We start from the raw sequence: 23,722 nt of genomic DNA, 5'->3' as shown, positions 1-23,722 counted from the left end.
CAGCCTTAACACCCGCATAAGCGGAATTGTGCGCATATTTGCAGCGCCTTAATTTACAGCGGCGACCCCATCTAACAAGGCATTTTCCCGTTTGTTTCCGCTGGGTAAACTTGGCCCCGAATATTATCTGTTGACGGAAAGAATGGGGCAAGTGTTCAATGAATGCAGACTCGATACTTTGAATTTTATTGATATTTCTTGCCAAGATCCGAGGAGCGTTTTTGTGTTCTCACTGATAACAATGTTACCGCTTAGGCAAACCCTGCAACGGGAATTATTACCCTTCGTGATGGCTTTGGTTCTGGCACAGCTCTATTTTAAATGGGGCAGTTTTGCTTTGGAACTGGTTGGATTTATCGCTGCATGGCTTGTCTTTGGGTTCCTTGTGAACGCGGTTTTTCGCGGCAATGGAAAAGACATGTGAAACAACTGCCGGGGCGGTTTCTGGTTTAGAATTCGCACCTATCTGGAATTGATTTTGTTACCCAGCACTTCCCCCGGCTTGGGAGTAAACCATGGTTCGTCGTCCGACGTCACGTTCCGGTTCAAGAGGCCGGCCTGGGTTGTCCGCAACCCGATTGCGCGGGCTGTCCAACGTCGCAGATTTGTCCAGAACCGACCGTGAAGCGGTGGATCGTGTTCTTGAGTTGGCAGACAACCTGGAAGGTCTTGTGATCGTTCGTCGCCCCGAGCGGCCCCGTGGTCTTGATAATTTTGTCGGCTCGGATTTGAAGATCCGTGATCTGTCAAATATCCTGTTGGATTTGATCAAGGCCCATGACGACCCAAAGGCACTGGATTTAACGGTATTATCCCAGACTGCAATGGATCTGCTGCGCGAAAAGGACCCAAAAGCATTGCCGACAGACGCAATTTTACCGGGCAAACGCGGGGCCAATCTGCCGGTGTCTGCCCCCACCCTTGGCCAATTGTTGCGGCTGGCGGCGATTCAACAAACTGAAAATCAGGAACGTGTCATCTGGGATGATGGTCTGAACCAGTTGATGGTGCATGTCGGTAGGATAAGAGCCGTTGTAAACGAGGGGCGGATCAGGGTGGATATTCCGGTGACGGCCGATGGGCTGCGGGAAACCATGCAAGTACCGTTTGCCGTTGGTAGTCCAAACCGGCCGAGCGGCATGGTTATGGCGACATCCGATCGCCCGGTTGGCAATGAAACGGTTGCCCGGATTTGGGGCACGGCCTTGATTGCACTGGCCCATAATGCGTTGCTGTCGGCGATTGAAAACCTGGCCGGGGCATCGGGATGGGACGTCCGCAAACAGCCGTTGGTTCCACGCGCAATTATTGCCAGAAACCGCAGTCTGACCATCGAAAGCAGCGCCGGGTTTGTGTTCAGGGAGGGCGGAAAATGAATGCATTTTCAGCCGATGATTTTGGCGACACGGCCGGTCTGTTGCGTGCCCTGGGGCTTGTTGGCAGCGATGGCGAATTCAACAGCGATTGGCTTGCTAATCCCGAACGTTATTTGAAAACCATTCTGGCGGACGAGGACCAACGGGCAGCATTGCTCGATTTTGTTTCAACTGTTCGCGGAGGAGAGACCGAGCGCGACAGCGAGAACCGTATCTGGATTGAATTGATAAGCGAAGACCTTGGCGGGGGATCGCGGATTGTCTTTTATTTTGTGATTGACGAAAGCCCGGCCTCCTATTTGCACCTGTTTGTGGGGGTGCAATACCGGACAGGGGCGCCGCTTGCCGAAAGCAAATCAACGCTGATGTTCCCGATGTTTCGTGCGGCAAAAGGCACGACACCGCTTGGATCGCCGCAGCTTGTTGGACGTCCGGGGGGCTATGTTTCGGTGTCCAGTGAGGTCACAATCGCCACAGCGCCAGCGGCCCCGGGCGATGCTGGGTTGCAAGCGATCGGGTTGCGGCTTTTGGTGCCCACAACGGACGCAGACGGCGACCCGCAGGTCGCGTTGACCCTGCGCGGTTTGCAGTTGCCAGGTGAGTTGACACCCCGCGATCTGACCTTGTCCCTGACAGACCCCGACGCATTGCGCGAAGCCGGGCTGGAGCTGATTATCGGGTTGGTGCAGGCGCAGACAGGTGGCGCGGTCGGCTCGCAGATCATAGCATTTGCAAAGCTGGTTGGTCTGGGTAATGACCCGGCGATCCCGGATTTGCCGGTCGAGGATATATTCACCCGCGGCATTGACGCGTTGGCCGATTGGTTGGGGTCGGCGTTGGGGGATGCGGCCCCGCGCACAGCCTGGTTGCAGGCGTTGGCAGAACTGTTCGGGAATGGCGCGACAGTCAATGGCGGCTCGGTGGTTTTACCGGTTGGCACCGCAACTTTCATGTTTGGGCTGGCGGCAGAGACAGGAGTGTCGGGGCGCAAGGTGATCACAGCGTCTGCGTCATTCGGGTTCGGTAGCGGTGGGGCCGAAGTGGCGATCGCGGCTGATCTGGTTCGGATTGATCTGGGGTCGGGTGCAGCCATAGCCGTTCCCACGCTGCGGGCCGAGGCCCGTTTCGATCTGTCGACGGTTGTGATCCCTAATATTTCGATTGATACACTCGTGCTTGGTTTCGGGTTGGACGAGGCCAGGCGACCTGTGTTGGTGGTCGAGGTTCTGAACGCCGTCGTTTTCAACACGACGCACCCGAAACTTGACTTGACCAATCCGGATGCGCTGGCGGCAACCGCGGCGCAGGCGGTGAACGATGCACTGAATGACGTGCTGGGCAATCTTGGACCCGCATCAGACCTTATTGCTGTGCTGCTTGGGTGGAAAGCCCCAGCGGGGGCGGGGGCCGGCTACCCGCGTGTTGATATCCTTGAGTTTCTGGGTAATCCAATCGGTGTTTTACGGACCCACTGGCAAGACGTGATCGATAACCATGCAGCGGACTTTGACAAAGTGCTTGCATCATTGCGGACCATGATCACTGGCGATACAGCAGCCAATGCGGTGACGGGTACAGGATCCGAAAGTGACCCTTGGCAGTTGCCAATTGTTGCCGGTCTGCATCTGGCGGTTTGGAAAGATGGCGCTGGCAATATCCTGTTCGGGGTCGGATTTTTACGACAAGTCGACACTCTGGGGGAACGCTGCACCGTGATCGAAACACGGGTGCGCGCGGCAATTGTGTCGATTGATCTGGCAGGGGGCACGGCAGGTTTTCTGCCTGAAATTTCGGTTCGTGCCCTTGGTCGGGCGCGTGGTGGCGGACCTTTATCGACAGATCAGGGCGGGTTACGGCTTGAGATGGATTATCTTGGTCTTATGGCATTATGGACGCCGGATGGCGGCCTGAATATCGGCCATGAAGCCCCGAACCTGAAGGTCTATGTGGACGGGGTCGACGTGGCGATCCCAATCCCGGATTTTTCCGGTAGTTTTGATGATCTGTTGGCGTCGTTCGAACCTGGGCATTGGGATGCAATAGAGCGGTTGGTTTCATTGACCACCAGGCATCTGGGGATCAAGTGGCTTTCGGATATTGTGGATGCACTTGGCTGGAACCGCTCTGCACCTGTGTTGGGTCCGCCCGAGCGGCATCGCTTACGCTTGGCCGCGTTGATCGACGACGCCGAGGGCGCATTGCGGGAATGGATGTCCCGTTTGCTGGCAGACGGCAGCCATGAGGTCAAAAGGCAATTGCAACCGCTGGCTCGGTTCTTGTCCGGGAACCCGAATGCTGTATTGCATGTGGACGGCACGGGCACATTGCATGATCCTTGGCGGGTTTCATTGGCAGCTGCGGCCGGTGTGCCCGCAATTGCTGTCTGGCGGCAGCCAGATGTGCCTATTCCGGTTCCCGAACCCTTGATGTCTATTCCTTTGCGAAAATGGCGCCCCGGTCATGACGGGTTGTATATTGGCAAGCTTGCCGGGGCCATTGAAACCGAATTTCCGGATATAAACGGGCCATTTGGCGCGGGTTTAGCCGCAGGTGTTTTGTATGAAGGCCTAAATACGATTTATAACCTTTGGCAGGGCGGTGATGGCTGGGTCAGCCCGCCATCGGCGACGGTGCCGGGGGCGACCTTGCATTTGGTCGAGAACCAGACATCATGGGCATTGTTTGACGGAATTGATCTGGCTGAAATTCTGGGGGCCGCGCCGGCGACCCGGATCAACATTGCGGTGCAATCGGCCTCTAGCCCGATTGACCCAGATCTGGATCCGGCGTTCGTTCTGGATATGCGAGAGGCCGGCCGTGACCCGCTGGCGTTTACACCTTTACCAGCGTCATCCGGTATCTGGCACATTCTGTTGGCGCCGCGGGCAGATGCGGCGTTGCCCTCTGGTGATCCTGACGGGGTGCGGGGCCAGGTTGCCCGATTGCGGCACGCGTTGTCATTGATTGTGGATCAACCGAATGCGGCCGTTGTTGCCGATGCTGCCGCCGGGCATGCCTGTTGGCTGGCCTTGCACGAGATGGGCAGTGGGTTGGACCAGTTGGTGACAATCGGATTGCCGACCCAAGCCGCACAGGTGCCATCGCCCTTGACGCCTGTCACCGCGGAAATCCTGCGACGGTTGGCCGAGTTCATGCCGGAAATTGATGCAGCAGAACCTGACGACGCCGATCTGGCCCGTGCCCGGAGCCTGCTAAAGGCCTATATGGCCAGCACCATAGATATGGCCGCCGAACTGGGCTTGCCTATTGGTTGGACAGGTGCACGACGTGCAGATCTGAATTTGCATTTGGTCTATGGCGTACTTGGCAAGAAAGAGATCAAACGCGCCCTGACGGCGTTGTTGGCTGCGGGCCTAAGTCTGAATGCCCAAGTAAGAAACACCACCCGCCAAGCCCAGCAGATTAAGTCGGCTTCACTTGGGGTCTGGTTGCCTTTGAACAGTTCGGGCGGGGCAAGCGGGCTGGTTTCGCAAGGGCATATTCTGACCGAATTGATTGGCGCGGATATTGACGCAACCGGCGATGTTCCAAGTGCAACCCTGCGCGACGCACGGCGGATTGTCGGCGCTTTAGAGTTACGCCGGCGTGGAGGGTGGCTGATTGGCGGCCCGTTGGCGGCCCCGATCCCGCTGGATCTGGAACTGCGGTCGCTCGAGGTTGATTTGCAACTGACGCTTGGTGGCCCCGAGGGTGACCACCAAGACCGGTGCCGGATCATCCTTCACGGGTTGCGCGTGCAGGGGCGGAGTTTCCCGCGCGTAGTATTGTCGGCCGATATTGCCGAAGGTGACTTGGGGATTGACGGGTTGGCGTCGCCAACGACGCCGGAAATCCGGCAGATCCTAAATCATGTGATGGCTGAACTGGACAGCGCAGCCGACCCGGCCTTGCAATATGTGAACAAAGCTTTGCGCGCGGCCGGAATATTAGGGCCGGACGGGGCTCTGGACGCGGTCTCGCTATCCAACTGGGTTGATGATCCGGCGGCGCGTTTGGCCGACCTGCTGGCAAACCCTGTTCTGCGCGCCGAGTTGATGGATATGTTGGGCGACCTTCTTGGCAACCATTCGGGACTTGGCTTTGATGCCAGTTCGGGGACATTATCGGTTGATTTGTCCGGGGCTACCGGGCTGCCGCTGCTTGCAGAATGGGCGGTAACCGCAAACATTGGCCGCACCGGTGTAACCGGCGCCGCACTTCGGCTTGGGGCGTTGACGGAAACATATCTGGATGTGAACTTGGCCCCCTTTTCGGCCGGATTGCATTTGGACACATCATTGGCCGACGCCATCGGTGGCGTTGCGACAACCGTTCCCTTGTGGCCACGGCCCGATATTGACCGATTGATCCGGACGGCGGTCCCCGCAATTGTTGCCACGGCCTTGTCCCGAATTCTGGATGGGCTGCGGCAGTCCGATGCCGGGGTTCTGCCGGTGGTCGACGGGGCACTTTCCGCCTTGGGTTTGCTGGACGGGTCGGGTGCGTCGGCAACCGTCAAAATACCCGCGTTGATGTTCATCAATCCCGGCCAGTGGCTGCGGTCAAATGTGACGCTTGGATCACTGGATGGATCCGGTATTCGGCCTGACCGCGTGATTGCATTAATAGATGCGCTCAAACCATTGGTGGATCTGGGGGGCGCGTCGGGCGTTTGGGGCATAGCACCGGGATTGTCATTACGGGCGCGCGATCTGGCGGGTCTGGTTTTGGATATTTCATTTGACGCGTCGGCATTCGGGCCGGCAGCGGATGTGGCGGTTGGTGGCGCGTTCGGCATTCGCTTTGCCACAGATGGGCGGGTGGTTCCGGATGTTGCGCTGTTTGTCGGTCTGGCAACGGCAGCCCCCGGCAATCAGGCGGTTCATCTGAGTGTTTCGGGCAGTGATATACAAGTGTTCCTGCGCAATGGCGCCGGGACGGATATGGGGATCTACCCGAATGCCGGTGATCTGGGACAGCTTGCCACGGCGGGGGTCACGGCGGCGTTGCCGCTGGTGCTTGATGCGATTGTGGCCAATGGATCGGATGCGGGTAATCTGCTGGCCGACATTGGGGATGCTCTTGTCTTGCGCCAAGGTGGTAGTTTTGACGGACCGGCATTGGTGGCATGGGCCAATGATCCGGCTAGTGCGCTGTTTGCGCGCTGGCCACAACTGTTAAGCGCGGGTCTGAACCGGCTGGACGCGGCTTTGCCACCCGGTATCACTGTGACTGGCGGGGGCGGCACGGTTCGGTTGGTTGTGGCTGACGTTGGCGGGCTGGCGGGATCTGACATATCCGTAGAGTTCACGCCAAGCCCGATTTCAGTGGAATTTGGCGGGACGTTTACTTCGGTGCCGTTCGCGCAAATCGTGGATTTTGCCATAAGGTTTGACCAAACCGGCCTGGCACGGTTTTCGACCACGACAGGGCCGGCGGCCATTCCAATTGCCGACGGCATCGATCTGCGTCCGGTCCTGTCGCTGGATATTGGCACGGCCGTTGCCAGTCCGTTCGTGTCGGTTGGACTGGCGATGGACGCTGCCAATACCAGTACGTTGGTGCTGCGATATGATTTCAATTCAGCCCGGTTCGACCTAAGTCTGGGGTCCGGTACGCCACTGGAAATTGCTGCCGGTATAATGACCTTTGCGATTGATCTGCTGGGGGCGTTCCTGCTGGAACTGAACGAGATCAATACATTCCTTGATCAGCCCATATTCCAAAATCAGGCAGGAGCAAGTACGGATATCCGCAGTATTCTGTCGGGTGTTGTCCTAAAACCAAGCGGCACAGCACTTGATACCGAATTGTTCCGTATCGTTCGTACGCCGGGTGAAAGTGTTCAACAACTGATCGACACCAAGCTTGACCGGATTGCTGTTTTACTAAGCAATATCTCGGTGGCAAATCCGACCGTTCGGGTTGGTGGTGTGCTGGATATTGGCCTGTCAAATGTTGGCGGGGCGGTTGGGGTAAGTCTGGGTCTGGTAGACCGGTTGCCCATCATTGAAGGCAGCATTGCGATTTGGCTGGAAAATGATAGTCGCTGGATTATTGGCGGGCCGACACCCGGGTTGAAGGTTGCGCTGGTAAAGCGGACGGGCGGCATTTGGGAATTCAAGCCAGGACTGGAAATCGACGGCGTTGGTATTCGCATTGGCAGCACCACGGGTTTGCTTCTGGATAGCCCTTTGGCCCTTGGGTCGATTGCCATGCATGTTTTCGCAAAGATTTCCGGAGATGAGCTGCTGGGCGGCGCACAGGTGCAATTATCCGATATTGCGGTGGCAATGGGGGGCGGGGGCGGATCAGACAGTAACCCGATTGCAGGGGGAATGCTGGCGGAAACCAGCAGTGGCGACGCCGAGCTTGCCCCGGCATTCAGTCCGGCCCTCTCCATTCAGACGCGTCCCGCACCACCGGGTGGAATTGCGTTCGGGTTTTCCGCAGGTGAGGGCGAAGGTCCGTGGTGGTTGCCGATCCGAAGCCAGTTTGGCCCGCTCTATATTGATCAGGTTGGATTTGGCACGCAGATTGCAAATGACAGGTTGCAGTCGATTTCTCTGTTGTTTGACGGCAATATTTCAATTGCCGGATTGCAAGCGGCCGTCGATGATCTGGAACTGCGGTATCGGTTGGATCGTGGCGGCATATTTGATGCCGATTCATGGGAGGTTGATCTGGCCGGGCTGGCGGTGTCGGCGGATATGTCGGGTGTCTCGTTAACCGGTGGACTGCGAAAATTTGGAACCGAACCAAACCTTGAGTATGTCGGCATGTTGTCGGCACGGTTCGCGTCATTCGGCTTGTCAATCTATGGCGGATATGCGGCGATCCAAGAACCAGAAGAATACACAGCCTTCTTTGCATTCGGCGCTGTATTGGGGGCATTCGGCGGCCCGCCGGCATTTTTCCTGACGGGTATTGGTGGCGGTTTCGGGATTAACCGGGAATTGGTGCCGCCAACCGACATGAGCCAGTTTGACGACTTTGTCATGATTGCCGCATTGGACCCCTCGTTTGATCCGCCGGGTGACCTGATGGGGTACATGGAAGAAGTGCGCAACACGTTCCCGCCCAAAAAGGATACATTCTGGTTTGCCGCTGGGATCAGCTTTACCTCGTTTGCTTTGGTGGACGGGATTGCGGTTGTCGCTGTTGAATTTGGACAGGGGTTCGAGCTGTCGATTTTTGGTCTGGTGCGTATGGCATTGCCACGGCCCGAGGTGGCGCTGGTATCGATCGAATTGGGGTTGATGGCGCGGTTTTCCACCGAAGAAGGCGTGATCTGGGTACAGGCGCAGCTGACCGATAATTCCTGGCTGTTCGATACCAGCGCGCGCCTGACCGGCGGCTTTGCCTATGTCAGCTGGTTCAAGGGTGACAAGGCCGGGGAATTTGTGCTGACCCTTGGTGGTTACCACCCGAATTTTCATCGGGACGGATATCCGGTTGTGCCTGCCTTGGGTTTCAATTGGAGTTTCGGGAGCAATATCGTAATCAAGGCCGAGGTCTATTTCGCCCTGACGTCAGAGGCGGTGATGGGCGGTGGCCTGTTCGAAGCGAACGCAACCTTTGGTCTTACCTATGCCAACCTAAGCTTTGGCGGCAATGCCATCGTGTATTTTGACCCGTTTAAATATGAGGCGGACGCCCATGCGCGTGTCACAGCCGGCATCCGGATCGAGACCTTCCTCGGGGACATAAACCTGTCTTTCAGTCTTGGCGCGGAGATAGAGGTGAGCGGTCCAAAATTCCACGGGACCGCCCGCGTCGAAGTGGGGCCGATCGATGTCACGGTTCGCTTTGGCAACAGCAATTCCGTACCGGCCGCCCTGTTGGGCTGGATTGATTTTGTTCAGAAGTACCTTGAACTTGCACCGGGCAACAAAGCCCAGGCCTTAAGTGGATTGGCAGGCAAAGGCATACTGCCCCCCGCGTCGGAATCCGGTGCGGAACCGGGCACTGCGGATGGCACAGCAGCACACCCGTTTAACGTCGCCAGCGAGTTTGAATTAATGCTGACCAGCACCATCCCGCTTTTGAAAATAAAGCGAGGGAATAGCGATATTGCCATAAATCTTCCGCCGCCAACATTAGGTTTGGCACCGGTGGGCAGCACCTTGGTCAATAGCGAATTGAAACTGACGCTGCTAGATAGATCCAATCAAATCGCATGGCCCGCTGAAGCGGTCCATTACCAAATCACTGCGCGCGAAACAGGCAAGTTTCCAATCGGTGTATGGGGCCGGACGCCGAATACCGACGACAAGAAAATCCCAAAGGGTGACGTGATTTCATCCACCGAAGGGGTTGATCTGAAATTCGGACCAAAATTCAACAACAAGATTCCGGAGGATGCGACCGGCGGGGTGGCATTTGACCAAATTGAGCCGAGTCGGCACCGCAAGCCTTTGCCATTGCGCGCAGCGGGTGCAATTCGCCGCCGGTTGGTGATCGAGGCCCGCAAACAGCGTAAACTGATTGACGCTCTGGATGCCAAACGGATGCCGGATTTATCGGCAGAATGGCAACGTGAGGGTCGTACTGCCACCGCGCGCCGTTCATGGGCCCATGAACGTGCTGTGCCGTTGCGTGTTGGCCTATTGTCCGAGCGTATCGTCGGATCAACCGCCCGTGGTGCCAAAAAGAAACTCGGGCGCGATAGCGTCGGGCCTTTGGTCATTCCATATGGCAAGGCCCATATTCGCGGGCTGCTGATACAATCGGTTCGTGCCGCCAAAATAGGTGGCCGTATCGCAGAAACCCGCGTGACAGTCGGTAGTAAAGGCGTGGTTCGGATGGCCCCTCCACAGATCAGAGCGGCCGGTGGGGCAAGTGTTCTGCTGCGGGCGCAATTGCAGGCACCGGTTATTCAACAGACTTTGGTCGCCAAACAAACTGTCCCTGAAACCATTGCCGCAAACTCTACTGTGTCGATGTCACGCGTACATGCTTTTGGCGGCGGGCTGGATCGTCTGACGGCGATTGAGGCCATGCTGACACCGGCACCCGGTGCACGGCGGCGGCGGGCTGACCGAAAGCCCGAAAATTCGCTGGTGCCAGGCGAGATTGCAGTGTTCGATCTGCCCGGATCAAAGAACGCTGCGTTGTATAAAAATGCCGGAGAGTTGAAAATAAAGGGGCACGCGCGGCTTGCTGTGGTTGGCCTTGATGGGCGCATCATCGAAAACCGGGCTGCCCCAAAGTCCATGAAGCTTCCTGCCGAAAGTCGGGCCTTTGTTGTGATGGCCGGGTCCCAGCCTTCTTTGCAGGATGTTAATGGTTGGATTGAAACCACACGGTTGGCTTATCTGGGCTATTCGCTTGCCCGATGTCGGGGTGGTTTTGTGCGCGCCGAAGGGGCCAGCCGCGCCCGTGGCGGGCGCAAGTCGGGCATTGGTTGGATGGAAGCGCGATATCTGACCGACCAATCCGCCGTGGTCGAGACACAGTTCGAAACGGGCGCAAGCTGTGTTGCCATTGTTCTGGACGGCACAATTACGGCCGACGATCTGGAAATGTTGGCCGTCAGTTTTGATGGGGCACGCATTGTTGAAGGCAAACCAAAACTGGTGCCGATGGATGGCAAAACACTGGTCGTATATTCGATACGTGCCGGTGACCGGTCCAAGCCATTTTCGGTGACATTGGCGGGTCGGGTTGATGATCGGCTGGATGGCGTGATTGCCGCCAAACTCACCCCGTCCGAGCTTATTTCGCGGATGGCGAACAGTGCAGTGAATCTGGACCTTGAAACATATTCCGCGCCCGGGTCGGAAAATGTGTCTGCGGTCTGGACTGCACCCGCTGACTACAGGACAGGATAGGGCAAGATCATGGTCGCACGTGGAAAATTCTTTTTGTACGACAGCATCAAACCTGCTTTGCCGGCTGGTAAGTATACATTGAGAACCGAACTTGATCTGGACGGCAGTACGGTTTCATCGCCGCAAGTCGCCCCGCTTGAAACCCATTTTATCGTCACGGCACCAAGGATGAAACTGCCACCGGATCAGGCATTGATGACCTATCCCCCGGCGAATTCTGAAGGTGCCTATGAAAACCGTCTGCCGCAGATAGTACTAAAGAAAAAGACCCTTCCGTGGGACAGAGTGGCCGCCCCGCCCGATGTAGAATTTCACGGTCAGAAAGTGACCGGGAAAACACCTTGGTTGGCCTTGATTGTAATCGCCGAAGGGGAGGGGCAGATTGTTCATGACCAGCCTTATGCAGAATGCGTAACTCCGGGCACGGTTCTGGAGGGGCCGGTGGATACCCCCAAAGCAAGCTACCTGTCGGTTCCCAAATCCACGGTTGATGCCATCTTCCCGACGGTGGATGATTTGCGGTTGTTGACCCATGTTCGCGAAGTCAATCCGGACGATACAGAGAACGCTATGGGGGATGATGACGGGTTTTTGGCCGTGGTCATCGCCAACAGGATGCCCCAATATGACACCGTCAATTGCCAACCCAAGGCCTATACCGCGTGTTTGATCAATCTTGAAGGACAATTGGGCGTTTTGCCACCACCTGCGCCCCCGCGAAAATTCTTTGAACTTGATGACCTTTTCCTGAACGAAGCCGTCGCTACATTTGCGGCATCGGTCTATTCTGGTGCAGCGGTTCCTCTGACTGTTGGCCCGGAACGCCGGGTTCTGGATATTGGGGATGCCACGGCAATCAGCGACGCAATACGCCGGGGCGAGATCGTATTCCACGAAGGAACCCTTGTTGATCGTGTAGGGGCGAATGCGGATGGTCTGAACCTGATCGGTTCAATTGATGCAGTGGATTTTCTGGATGCAAATTTTGCTGACCTGACGGAAAATGCTTCTGCCGATGATAAACCGGTTTTGCGAGTAGAAAGTTCATTCGCGGGGTTTGACTTTCCTTTGTATAACATTTTGCAAGAGCAATTCTTTCGCTTTCCGGTCCTGACGTCATGGCGGTTTACCTGTGCCGGTGCAGGCGGGTTTCAGGAGTTGATGAGCAATCTGGACGTGGGCCTGTTGGGGACGGTGGCCAAAGGCGGATATGAACGCCCCCAAGCCGATTGTGTGCCTGATGCAGGCGGTGAGAGTTCGGGAGATGCGCCAGCGACCCGGATACCTTTGGAGGTGGCGGAAACAGGTCATGTCGGCTTGCCGCATCTGACCCGTATCGGAGAAACAACCAATTCCTGGTATCGCGGACCGTTTTCACCGCATCAGTTGCTACGCAATCCATTGGCTGCTGAAGCGCAATTTCCGGTGTTGGCCCATGTTAGTGACCATCTGCGAATGATGACGCCTGACGGGCGCGAGGATGTTTCACTGGCTGTGGCATTTGAAACCGGGCGATTGTTGGCCATGTCACAACCTTCCTTTGTCGCGGCGGTGCAACGATGGCGGGCGGAAAATTTTGGCGTAAGTCGCGCAAGGGCGTTCCAGAAGGGCGCGATTCTGGACAAAAAGGATCTGTTAAAGCAGCTGGTCTCGCCCCGCGATCTTGATCTTATCGAGGACGCAATACGCGAAGGATTGTTGCCCAGGTTAATGGAGGGCGGCATCATTGGTGCCGTTGAGCGGGATCACGTAGCTGCCGTTTCCATGCCGCGCGAACTGGTTGATCCGGCTGTTGCTGTTGATGCCCTGAAGGGAAACTTCAATAACATTCTGGCCGTCGGTTTGGGGTTGGATCGCGCCGTGGTCGACATGATCGCGAAAGAGCCTGCCAGCCTGACCAGCCTGACAGCGCTAAAGAATGCGCAACCCGGTTTGGTTGGTGATGGCGCGGTCGATTTTGATAGCAAAATCGATGCAATCCTTAACGAAACCCTTGAAATCGGGCTTGGTCAATTGGCTCAAATGACCGTTGGCAAGGGAAAGGTTACGGAAGAAACCGTGCTGAATACCAAGCCATTTGATACGCTGGACGATTTCATCATTGACCGTTTGGGAGGGAAGTAAGCATGGCCATTTCTTATAGCGTTGGCTTCGAAGCCGTAATTGGTGCAATGGTTGCTTCTGCTGGTGTTGCGGCGGGTGGCGCAGGCGCAGGTGCTGGCGCGCCGACCATAACACCGCGCCATATTCTGGAATTCCTTGCGCGGTTGCGCATGTTGGAAGGGGTGCCGTTCAACACGCTTGTGGCTGATACCGAATTGTTGCCCAATGAATCGATCCGGTTTTTCTATCTTGACCGTGCCTGGACCGACGCTTTGGTTCAGGGTGCGTTGAGCGTGGCGACAGCCAACACGATTGAACGGGCACAGCTTGAGCATCTTTACGAAAGGATCGAGGCCGAAATCGATGACGCTGAACGCCAAGTGCGCTCGCCCGGAGGAGAGCCGTTGCTGAACGGCACAGCGGGTGTGGTCACGGGGTTCCTGCTTCGATCTGCAGCCGTTGCAGGGTGGCCGGGATTACATGTGCGGGCCTATGTAAAGGAACCGGGTGGCAGTGATAGTGATATTTTGCCTGAATCGCATCCCAGCCGGATCAAGGTATTGCGCCTTGAACGGTTGTCGCCATCAGTTTTGCTGGTGCTGTTTGATGGCATCCCAAAAGTCCTGCACATAGAAGAACCGCGTCAGGGAATTCAATTCGGTGTTGATGTCACCACCGCTGGCCAGCAGGTTTCGGCCACTGTTTCGGCACGTAATGTCAAAACGGCTGAATATGTTGATCAGAACGGGGAGGTGCCAAATAACCCGTCAGACATTCAACAAATACCCGTACGTTTTCGTTCCGGTGCATCAGGTGTTCTTGACCTGACCAACACCGCGCGTGCCTTTGCAGATGCCAACGGCACCGGCATGAGCGCCGGACCCGGCGATCCCGTGGATGGGGCCGAGTTTGCAATGCAGATGATCCGGTTCCCGTACCGTCAGGTTTTCGCCCAAGACGCCGGAACCACTGCGAACCAGAACGATGCGTTCAAGCCAACGCTCGGCAATATCGCCGAGCGCAACACCGAGCTTTTCATAGCAAAGATTGCGGGGAATTGACCGATGGCAGAAGTTATTAATCCCGAGGTAATGGATCTGGTGCTCGACAACCAGAACTGGGCCTTGGCAACCCAGTCTTTCGGTCAGTATTTTGCGATTGACAAGGTTTTTCCAAAACCCCTGCCGCCCCCGCCACCTGCCCTGATGGTCCCGATTGATTTGCAAGCGCTTTATGTTCCGCCGCGTCACAACGAACGTTACGTGCGATTGCCGATGGAATTGGGCGAGGGGGCAGAAGAGGCAAAGCCGACCGAGCCATTTTCAACCCCAAAGGAACGCAAAGAAGGGGTTCATCTACATTGGGCAATGCCAGATGGCCTGTTGCGCGGTGAAATGGTCGATAATCCGGACCAGCCGATCAAAATGCACCCATTGCCTGACCGTTGGCTGATCACCCGTACAACGGGTCGGCGCGGGGCCAAAATTGCGGATGTGAAATCTTGGGTGATCGAAGCGGAATCCGGTAAGGTATTCGATCTGGAAAACTATCCGGGTGACCCTGTCGCAACCCTGAAACACGAGGTGCAGCCAAAAGATTTGACCGGGATCATTGGCGGTTCGCCCAATTGGACAACATCCTATGACGCCGCATTGAACCGGTTTGCTTTTCATGACCCGCTGGATGATCTGGACGCCGGTCGTGTTCTGACAAAACAGGCAAGCTATTCCGTTATGGGGTGGTGGTCCGAACCCGCACTTGACCCCCTTTCAAATGTGTTTTCACCCTATTCTGTTCATCGCAAAATCGAGCAATTTGGCTGGACGGCATCAAGCGCACCAACGGTGGCTGTTTGGCAATCGCCTGTGGCAAAATATGCCACCGAGGTCCCGGACATTATGGTTAAACAAAAACCGGTGGATGTTCGCGCGGCGCTGATGCTGACAACGGCGCAGGCCGGGCTGGAGCTTGGTTTTGTTGCCTATGAGTATGACCGGGTGACGCTACCATTATTCCTTTACACATACGAAACGGTGCTGCATGGCGCGATACATGGTGTGCCGCTTGTTGGCGGCATTTCCAAAGACGCAGCCCCGCGTGCATCCCGGATCAAATTATCGCTCGCGCCCACTCTGGAACGGTTGATGGCCGCGCAGGCTGCCAAAGGGTTGGGCGCTAATTCGGCGTCCAAGAAAGAATACCTTGAGAGTTTGCTAACCGCAGTCGCCAATGGATCACTGATAAATTTGGGGGCCAGAGACGGGATCGTCGCACTTGACGAAGCGGAACACGGGGATGGTTTCGAGACCTTTAGAGGGCCTGAAACATATGTGGATATCGTCATCGAACGCAAACAATCCGCCCTGAAAGCCGGACGGCCACTGCGCACAAAAGCGGCGCGTAAAAAGTCGGACCCACAGCCCAAAGCCGATATAATCTGGAACGGAAGCCGCCGGGGAAAACAAAAATCAACAGATGCGGAAATGCGGTCATTGGCAAAAGAAGTCATGGACCGTGCCCGAAATGCCGACGCCTTGGATATACCGGTTATCAAACGGATCAGCCGTCCAGGCCCACGCTACCATCGTCCAACAGCCCCGGTGATCGGGTTGCGTGATTATGGCAAGCCGAGCCGTTTTCTTGAAGACGGACGGTTCCATGATGATGGTAAACTGGTGTGCCGCTGGACAGAAGAGCTTGGTTGTGGATTTGGTGATGTCTATCAAACCAAAGATTTTGTTCCCGAAATCAAACACAGCGATTTGCCGGGTGCGACCAACCGGATTATCCACAATGCGTTTCTGATGGACCCTTATATCCTGCCTTGGATATTTGCCGCGATCGACAAAAATGTGCAACCGGAACTGCGCACGGCCACCAAGAACAGGGTGCGGTCGGAAATTGCACTGCGCTATTCCCCCGACGGTGAATATGACGGAACCGCTCCATTAGCCCGGCAAGGCAAAAACGTGACCCCGGCGGTCAAAGCAGCCATAAGCAATGAGTTGCTGCGTTTCTCGATATATGAGGGGCGCGAGCCCAGCCCAGTTTCGATCAGCACATGGGTGCAGCCCTGGTCGCCGGTTTGGCTGGAATGGGAGATCGCATTGGAACCAGGTCAGGGTTTCGAAGGATGGTCGCTTGAACGTATTGAATTTACCGGCGCCCCCAAACCCAACGGCAAAGTTGTGAAGCTGCGCGGCAGATCGGCGATTACATCCGGTCTGGCGCGTTCATTCCAGTCGGTTATTAACACCTATCTGATCGCCGAAAAACAACGGGACGAAGCCGGAGCAGGTGAGATTGGCGAAGGGCACGCACAAAGCCTTGCAAAACTGGCTGCATTTCTACAGCGTTCCGATTTAGGGTCAGTAACCCTTGATCGGATCAATGACCTTTGGCTTGGCTTGGAAAACGGCCCTGATGGACAGGTGTATCCGGCACCGGCAAGTGTCGCCGCAGATTTGCAAAAGGCCGGGCTGCCGAACCTGATTGCCGATGGCACGCTGCGTCTTACCAAGGCGCGTATCATTGATTCATTCGGGCGCTACCGTGATCTTGCTACGAATAATCCAACGTTGCCCGCGGCCCTTAGAGCAAAGTCAAAAGATGGCAAATGGGCGCTGGCAATGCCACCGCGTCTTGCCTTGCCTGCACGGTTGATGTGGCGTTTTGTGGATCCGGCAGATGCTGGTCCAAACCCGAAAGAAGCGCATTTGGACCAGGCAACGCCTGATCGCACGATTAGCCCTGTATCGGGCTATATCTTGCCGGATTTCTTTGATGAATCTCTGGAGTTTTTCGATCAGGATGGCATGCCGCTGGGTGAGGTTCTGCATGACCCGGTGACCGGCGGGATGATTTGGGAAGGCGGGGTCGGGCGCGATGGTCCGGCTTCGGCGTCACCGATGGATGGATTGCCGGCGTCTGCGCGCCTTTGCGGGCAAATTGCCCAAGGGATGATCGATGTCGATATCCTTCAACGCAACACCGCTGAAACAGCCGGAAAAGAAAGCCCGCTAAGTGCGTTCCTGCGGGCGGTAGACACAACAATGTGGAGCGTTGATTCCAGTCTTGCCAGTGCCGGGGCCTCAATCGCCGGTTTGGTGGGCCGCCCGATCGTTGTTGTTTCAACACAGCTATGGCTGGACATTCCGCAAGACCTGTCCAAAACCGGTGCGTTTGGCAAAGCCGGCGATGATATTCGTGACCTCCTGATCCGCGAGGCCGTTTTCGATGCGGTCAAATCCAGCGCATTCCAGATACGGTTGGGCGAGTTGGCCAAGGGGCATGACGGGCTTTACGGGTTTTACATTGGCCAAGACTTTGAACAGTTTCACCTGATCGACAAAGGTGTCCGTGCATCCGCAAGGGTGTCGCACGCGGGGGCGGGATTTCGGTCATTACTGGATCGGGCCGGTACCAATGTCGAGGCCGGTTTTTTGCCCACCCCAAGTCCGATAGACACCCCATATATTACGGCGGGTGCACCATTGGAAGTTCACTCGGGGCAGGTCGTGCGTGTGACGCTGCTTATGCATCCGTCGGCGCGGGTTCATGCGACAACCGGTATCCTGCCGCGAAAATCACTAGAGCTGGTACGCGACTGGGTTGCCGATGGACTGGGGCGCGTGGCCCCGTCGGCACGGGTCGGCCCCGTGCTGATTGATCCCGACAAGGTGCGCTTGCCCAAGATCGCAGCCTTCGGTACAAGCCAAAGCTGGACCCGCCGGGGCACGCCAATAACATGGCGGGACGATCCAATTCTGGCGGCAACTCAGGCCGCAATTCTACCAACCGGGCGCGTCACCGTCGAAGAAGGATATATCCGCATTACGCCGGATACTGAGACAAGCGACGGGGGAGGCAACTGATGGCACGATATGATTGGCCAATAGAATCCGGAAAATCGCCCGACCGGTTGATCCATCGGCAGGAAAATGCGCTTCGTGGAAATGTTTCGGGCCTGCCGGACGGGTTGTTGGGCAATCTTGATTTGCTGGACGATGTTATCACCGCGAATTTTGACGATGACCTGACCTGGCTGCCGATTGGCCCGACTATTCTGACGAATGGGCAAGCCGATGGTAATCCAGTCGTCGCCGGACGGGTGCGCGACATCAAGGTCAGCCCTGACGGCCAACGGGTCTATGTCGCCAGCGCCAACGGCGGTGTCTGGTATTCCGTTAATGCCGGTAAAAAATGGACACCAATCGGTAGTGCAGGATTGGACCCTTCTGCTGATCGATCTGATCTTACCCTCACAATTGGGGCCCTGTTTGTCGAATTTGGCAGGACCGGGGGCACAGATGACCCGGCAAAAGATATAGTCTATGTCGGAACAGGCGAGCCACATCCAAGTATCGACGCCTCCCCTGGTGGGAGCATGGGGGGGATCGGAATATTGCGACTGGCAGATACGCTGCCCAACGCGCTGACTAACCAACGACAGAACCCTTGGAAGCGCGAAGCGAAAAACCTGTCGCGTGCCGGAATTTTTCGTTTGGCGCGCAATCCCGCACATGCACTGACCTTAGCAGGTGATGCCCATCTTGTTGCGGCCACGTCCAAGGGCCTTTTGTCCCGATCCGGTGCCTTTAGCGAGGACAGCGACTGGCAAGAGATCAAATTCACCCCTGATGACTTTGAAACCTACCCGAATGCCTACTGTTCCGATGTTATCTGGAATGCGCAGGGTCTTTGGGTCACTCTGGTTGGGGCCGGGGCCTTGGACGGTGTCTATTTGTCGGCTGATGGTGCTACAAATTTCAGACATATCGTTTTGCCACAGCATGACCAAGGCACACGTACAAGCCTAGGACCGGTGGAAACCGCGCCTGAACGAATGTATGTTCTAGGCAGCGGGCCGTCTGCGACGGATGCCAATGCAGGCCATGCCCATTTGTGGCAAATTGATGTGTCGTCCCCTCTTCCGGACAATATTCGTCTGGTGCAGAATTTTCCGGTTGGGCTTTTCGTTTCCAAGGTTGAACTCTCTGGCGTAAATCTTGTTCTTAAGGGGGGGAACCAAAGCTATTATGACCAAGCAATAGATGTGGAGCATATTGCAGGTAAGGACGTCGTAACAGTTGGCGGGTCAACTGAAAAGAAAATCGGGTATAACGCCGCATTATTTAGACTTGAGATAAGTGATACTGCCGGTGTCCTTAGCGCCGGGTTTGTCGCGGCGAATCAAACAAAAGCCGCAGACGATGCAAGTTTTGCAGGTCATGGCATACACGCGGATGTTCACAAGATTATAAGCAAAGGTCCGGTTCTCTGGGTCGGTTGTGATGGCGGCATTTTCCGGCGTGATACGACGGGTATCCCGGCAAGGGCCGCAGGTAAATCCGCGTGGGAAGCCGCGATGCAAGCTGCAGCGCGCCCGCTGAACGCGGGCCTGCCGGTGGCTGAACCCGGCTATGTCAATTCGCATCCGACACTGGACGGGCCGCTTATTGCAGGAACGCAGGACAATGGCGCAATCCAGCGTATAGGGGATACTGTTTGGACGCTAATCAATAAGGGTGATGGTGGGGGCTGTTTATTCCATCCGACAATCCCGCATCAAAGGATTACGCAGTATATAAGAGCAAAATGGAAATTTGAACCCTACACCGGAGATACCCGAGGGCCGGCGATTAGAAGGTCCACCGCAGCCGGAAACGAGTTGCTCGAAAATGATCGCGCAAACTTTTACTCTCAAGCGGCGACGGCACAAGGGGTGCCACCAGCCGCAGTGCCGCCTTCGCCTGCCGGACCAGCGCCCAATGCCCGTCTTTTTGTAGGAACAGACCGGATTTGGTACACAGCAGATTGGGCCAACAATAATGCCAATCCATCCTGGGTAACGATCCCTACCATGACAGACGCCTATTCCTTGACTGCCGCGTCACCCTTATTGGTTCAGGATCAACTAATAGAAGGCGGCAACCCGGATAAAGTCCTCGCAATCGAGGTGCTGAACGAGGGAAATATCGTTTCGACCGCCGCAAATTTTGTCGGCACAGTTATTTTGGTCTTGTGCCAGCGCTCGGTGAGGTTGTTTCGTTTTGCGTCACCTGACGGTGCGCTTCCGCCAGTCTGGACGCCTCTTGGCCAGTCAATCATCAGCACCAACTCCGGCGTTGATCGGCCCAAGCACAAGAAAACCGGCAATGATGTGCCCAATCCCTTTGTGCCCTATCTGCCCAACCCGCCCGGCGCATTTTGGACGGATATTGCCGGGCATGGCGGACCGGCCGGGCAAGAGACATTTTACGTTTCGACGACCGGCAAGGTGACAGAGAATTCCAATGGCGATCTTGTGGCCGACCCGAACTTTGACACGCTTTGGTGGTATAACGGGCAGGGGCGTTGGTACCCGACAGGATTGCGAAATTCCCCCCTTGATCCTGCTACCGGGACTGGTGGATCACCTGCGGGGGCACATTCAGTTGTCTGTGATCCCGATGTGCCCGATATTGTTTATGTGGGAAACCGGATCGGCGTCTGGAAAGGGGTGATTGATCAAAGTGGCACGCACCCCAGCTGGACCTGGTCACCTGCAATGGAAGGGTTGCCACAAACGATGGTTCAGGATCTGAGCGTTTTTAAGAATTCGGATGGAACATACCTGCGCGCCGCACTCGTTTCGCGTGGTGTGTGGGAACGTGATATATCGGCAGTGCCGGTATCTGTCGGGCGCACGTTCATCCGAACATTCGCGCATGATACCGGACGCTCTACATTGCCTGAAACGCAGCGTGACCCACTTACGGATGCGTTGCTTAATTTCCATGAAAGCCCGGACATCATGGTTCTGCGGACGGGAACCCACCCCTGGGCTGCTGATTTGCCCAATGAAGCCGTAATGCTGGCACAGCCCTCGACCGCGAATTACGCCAAGGCAATGCACGATGTGTTCGTGATGGCCCACCACCGGCATATTATCCCGGTTGCAGGTGCGGATATGAACGTGGATGTTTTCCTGCAAAAAGCGGCACCGGCAGGTCCGATTTCCGGCTTTGCCATTACGTCGGCCTGGCGGACCGCGATAAAGGAAATTGTTCGCGGCAATAGTCCGGCGATGCCTGCTGGTCTGTCGCATTTGGGCAGATTTAATCCGATTGATCCGGTAGAAGCCCGCACGCCGGGGGTGGTTAGGTTCTCTCTCGATCTGAATTTTGCTGGCAGTAATGATCATGTCATGTTGGTTGCTGTGGTCACCTCGCCGGGCAATGGGTTACCGACACCTGATTTGGACAAAGCCAACCTTCGCGACATTGTACGCGGATCGGCGGTCATCGCTGTGCGAAAGATTCACAGGGCCTGAGTTGCACGCCAATAGACCGCGAGAAGAACCTGTTATGACGGTTTTCTGCTTCCAGAGAAAAACTGCATGATCCAGCGGGAAAACCTGTCGTTTTCAGGCTGAAGTGTCAGGCTGTTGCGGGCGTTTTCAATCACCTCGGGTGGTTTGATATCGGTCAGTTCATCAATCAGGGCCGCCATGAAATGCGGGGTGATTTCGGGGTGATACTGGGTGGTGAACACATGGTTCCCTATGACAAATCCGCCATTCGGGCAGTCTTGATTTCCCATGATCACGCGGGCATTTGGCGGAGCTTTGGTTACTTGTTCCTCGTGCGCGGCATTCAGCAGGATCGGGCCTTTGCCTGCGTCCAGCCACGGCGCGGGGCTGTGAACCTCGGTTTCGGTCACGCCGAAAACCCAGTCATCCGCGTTCTTGCCAACCGATCCGCCCAATGCCAGCGCGATTGCCTGATGGCCAAAGCACGCGCCGAACATTGGCACCTTGTCCGCTTCGGCCTGTCGGATGGTTTGGGCCAATTGTTCCAGCCACGGTGCCCCGTCCAGAACCGACGCTGGACTACCCGTCACGATCAAGCCGTCAAAATTTGTTAGCGGTCTGTCGGGGAATTCACCGTCCTTCACGGAATAGACGCTGAACTTGCAATCCGGACAAATTGGGGACAACAGCGCGCGCCACTTGTCACCATCTTTGGGATGGCGGTCGGCAAAGGCGCTTTCGTCGGTATTGGCCATTAAAATTGCAAGATGCATGGATTCATCCGTTTACTTATTTAACATGTTATATAAACTGTTCGCAAAAGGGGAAACCCCCAAAACGGACAGGGAGAATGAAATGACTGTTTGGCAGCCGACCGATGATGGCCATGCGGATTTATCCAGCCATGATACTTTTGCAAAAGGGGCGCCTCACAACACCTTTGCCCGCCTTCGTGCCGAGGATCCGGTGCATTGGACCGACTGGTCCGGCGGCAAGGGGTTCTGGTCGATCACGCGGCACGCCGACATTCTGGAACTGAACCGGCAGTTTGATCTGGTTTCATCCGCGCAGGGCATCCGGATGGAGGACCAGACACCCGAGGAATACTTGGCCCGGCGTACCTTTCAGGAAACCGACCCGCCCGAACATATGAAAACCCGTATCAAGGTGGCCAAGGCATTTTCCAAACCAGTGATGGCCGAGTTTGAGCCGCAAGTGCGCGAGCTGTGCGTCGAAATACTAGACGAGGCTTTGGCCAAGGGTGAATTTGATGCCACCAGGGAAATCGCCCGCCAACTGCCAATGCGGATGCTGGGGCGGATATTGGGCACGCCGGATGCGGATTTGCCTTGGCTTGTGGAAAAGGGCGATGCACTGATTGCCAATACGGACCCCGATTTCACCGACCATGTGCTGGACAAGATGGAGACCGATGAATTTCGCCTGATGCCGTTCAATTCACCCGCCGGTGCGGAACTGTGGGAATACGCCAAGAATTTGATGGCCGAAAAGAACCGCACCGGCGACACCGATGGTGTGCTGCATATGATCCTACAGCCGGACAAGGACGGCGAGGTGATTTCGGAAATGGAGTTTCGCAATTTCTTTTGCCTGCTGGTCGCCGCAGGCAATGACACCACGCGTTATTCCATCGCTGCCGGCATTCAGGCGCTGGCGCATCAGCCCGAATTGCTGGGCCAGATGCAGGAAGGCGGCGCTGTTTGGGATACGGCAGCAGATGAAATTATCCGCTGGGCCACGCCCGCGCTATACTTTCGCCGCACGGCCACGCGGGATTTTGAGCTGCATGGCAAAACCATTCGCAAAGGGGACAAGGTGTTGTTCTGGTGGATCTCGGGCAACCGCGATGAAACGGTGATGGATGATCCGATGCGCGTCGATCTGTTTCGCCCCGCAACCCAGCATATTTCCTTTGGCAAGGGCGGGCCGCATCTGTGCCTTGGTATGCATCTGGCACGGCTGGAGGTGCGGGTGTTGTTTGAAGAATTGGCCAAGCGGGTCAAGTCGATAGAACCGGCGGGGGAGCACAAATTCCTGCGGTCCAATTTTGTTGGCGGGATCAAGGAATTGCCCGTCTCTGTGACGCCCCTTTAAGG

Annotated in this window: 9 protein-coding genes; 8 read left to right on the top strand and 1 reads right to left on the bottom strand. The window is 56.2% G+C overall.

Going from position 1 to position 23,722, the window contains the following annotated elements:
- Window positions 1–223: 223 nt before the first annotated feature.
- The 7 genes from BAR1_RS18035 (at window position 224) to BAR1_RS12040 (ending at window position 21,626) form a co-directional block, all read left to right on the top strand.
- Entirely contained in the window at window positions 224–424 is a 201-nt protein-coding gene (locus BAR1_RS18035) for a hypothetical protein (protein ID WP_162891774.1), read from the top strand.
- Between the two features lie 139 nt (window positions 425–563).
- On the top strand, window positions 564–1,376 hold the full coding sequence (locus BAR1_RS12065; protein ID WP_118943249.1) for a hypothetical protein: 813 nt from the start codon (window positions 564–566) through the stop codon (window positions 1,374–1,376).
- The gene (locus BAR1_RS12060) at window positions 1,373–11,209 is read left to right on the top strand and encodes a DUF6603 domain-containing protein (RefSeq protein ID WP_118943248.1); all 9,837 of its coding nucleotides are present in this window, start codon (window positions 1,373–1,375) and stop codon (window positions 11,207–11,209) included. Before BAR1_RS12065 ends, BAR1_RS12060 begins: the two co-directional genes overlap by 4 nt.
- A gap of 78 nt (window positions 11,210–11,287) precedes the next feature.
- Window positions 11,288–13,333 carry a hypothetical protein gene (locus BAR1_RS12055; RefSeq protein WP_162891773.1) on the top strand — a complete coding sequence of 682 codons (2,046 nt, stop codon included), beginning with the start codon at window positions 11,288–11,290 and terminating at the stop codon, window positions 13,331–13,333.
- A gap of 2 nt (window positions 13,334–13,335) precedes the next feature.
- Window positions 13,336–14,373 carry a hypothetical protein gene (locus BAR1_RS12050; RefSeq protein WP_118943246.1) on the top strand — a complete coding sequence of 346 codons (1,038 nt, stop codon included), beginning with the start codon at window positions 13,336–13,338 and terminating at the stop codon, window positions 14,371–14,373.
- 3 nt (window positions 14,374–14,376) lie between these two features.
- Complete coding sequence (locus BAR1_RS12045; protein WP_162891772.1) at window positions 14,377–18,186, top strand: hypothetical protein; 3,810 nt, start codon at window positions 14,377–14,379, stop codon at window positions 18,184–18,186.
- Entirely contained in the window at window positions 18,186–21,626 is a 3,441-nt protein-coding gene (locus BAR1_RS12040) for a beta propeller repeat protein (RefSeq protein ID WP_118943244.1), read from the top strand. The genes BAR1_RS12045 and BAR1_RS12040 overlap by 1 nt, the downstream gene beginning before the upstream one ends.
- Before the next feature lie 32 nt (window positions 21,627–21,658).
- On the opposite strand, the gene BAR1_RS12035 is transcribed toward BAR1_RS12040, so the two are convergent.
- Complete coding sequence (locus BAR1_RS12035) at window positions 21,659–22,378, bottom strand: type 1 glutamine amidotransferase (protein WP_118943243.1); 720 nt, start codon at window positions 22,376–22,378, stop codon at window positions 21,659–21,661.
- An 82-nt stretch (window positions 22,379–22,460) separates the two neighbouring features.
- Between BAR1_RS12035 and BAR1_RS12030 the strand changes: the two genes are divergently transcribed.
- Entirely contained in the window at window positions 22,461–23,720 is a 1,260-nt protein-coding gene (locus BAR1_RS12030) for a cytochrome P450 (RefSeq protein ID WP_118944464.1), read from the top strand.
- The last annotated feature ends 2 nt before the right edge of the window (window positions 23,721–23,722 follow it).

Source organism: Profundibacter amoris (genome assembly GCF_003544895.1).
GTDB classification, from domain to species: Bacteria; Pseudomonadota; Alphaproteobacteria; order Rhodobacterales; family Rhodobacteraceae; genus Profundibacter; species Profundibacter amoris.
Note: the sequence above shows the minus strand (reverse complement) of the source record. Positions and strands in the feature narration are given on the sequence as shown.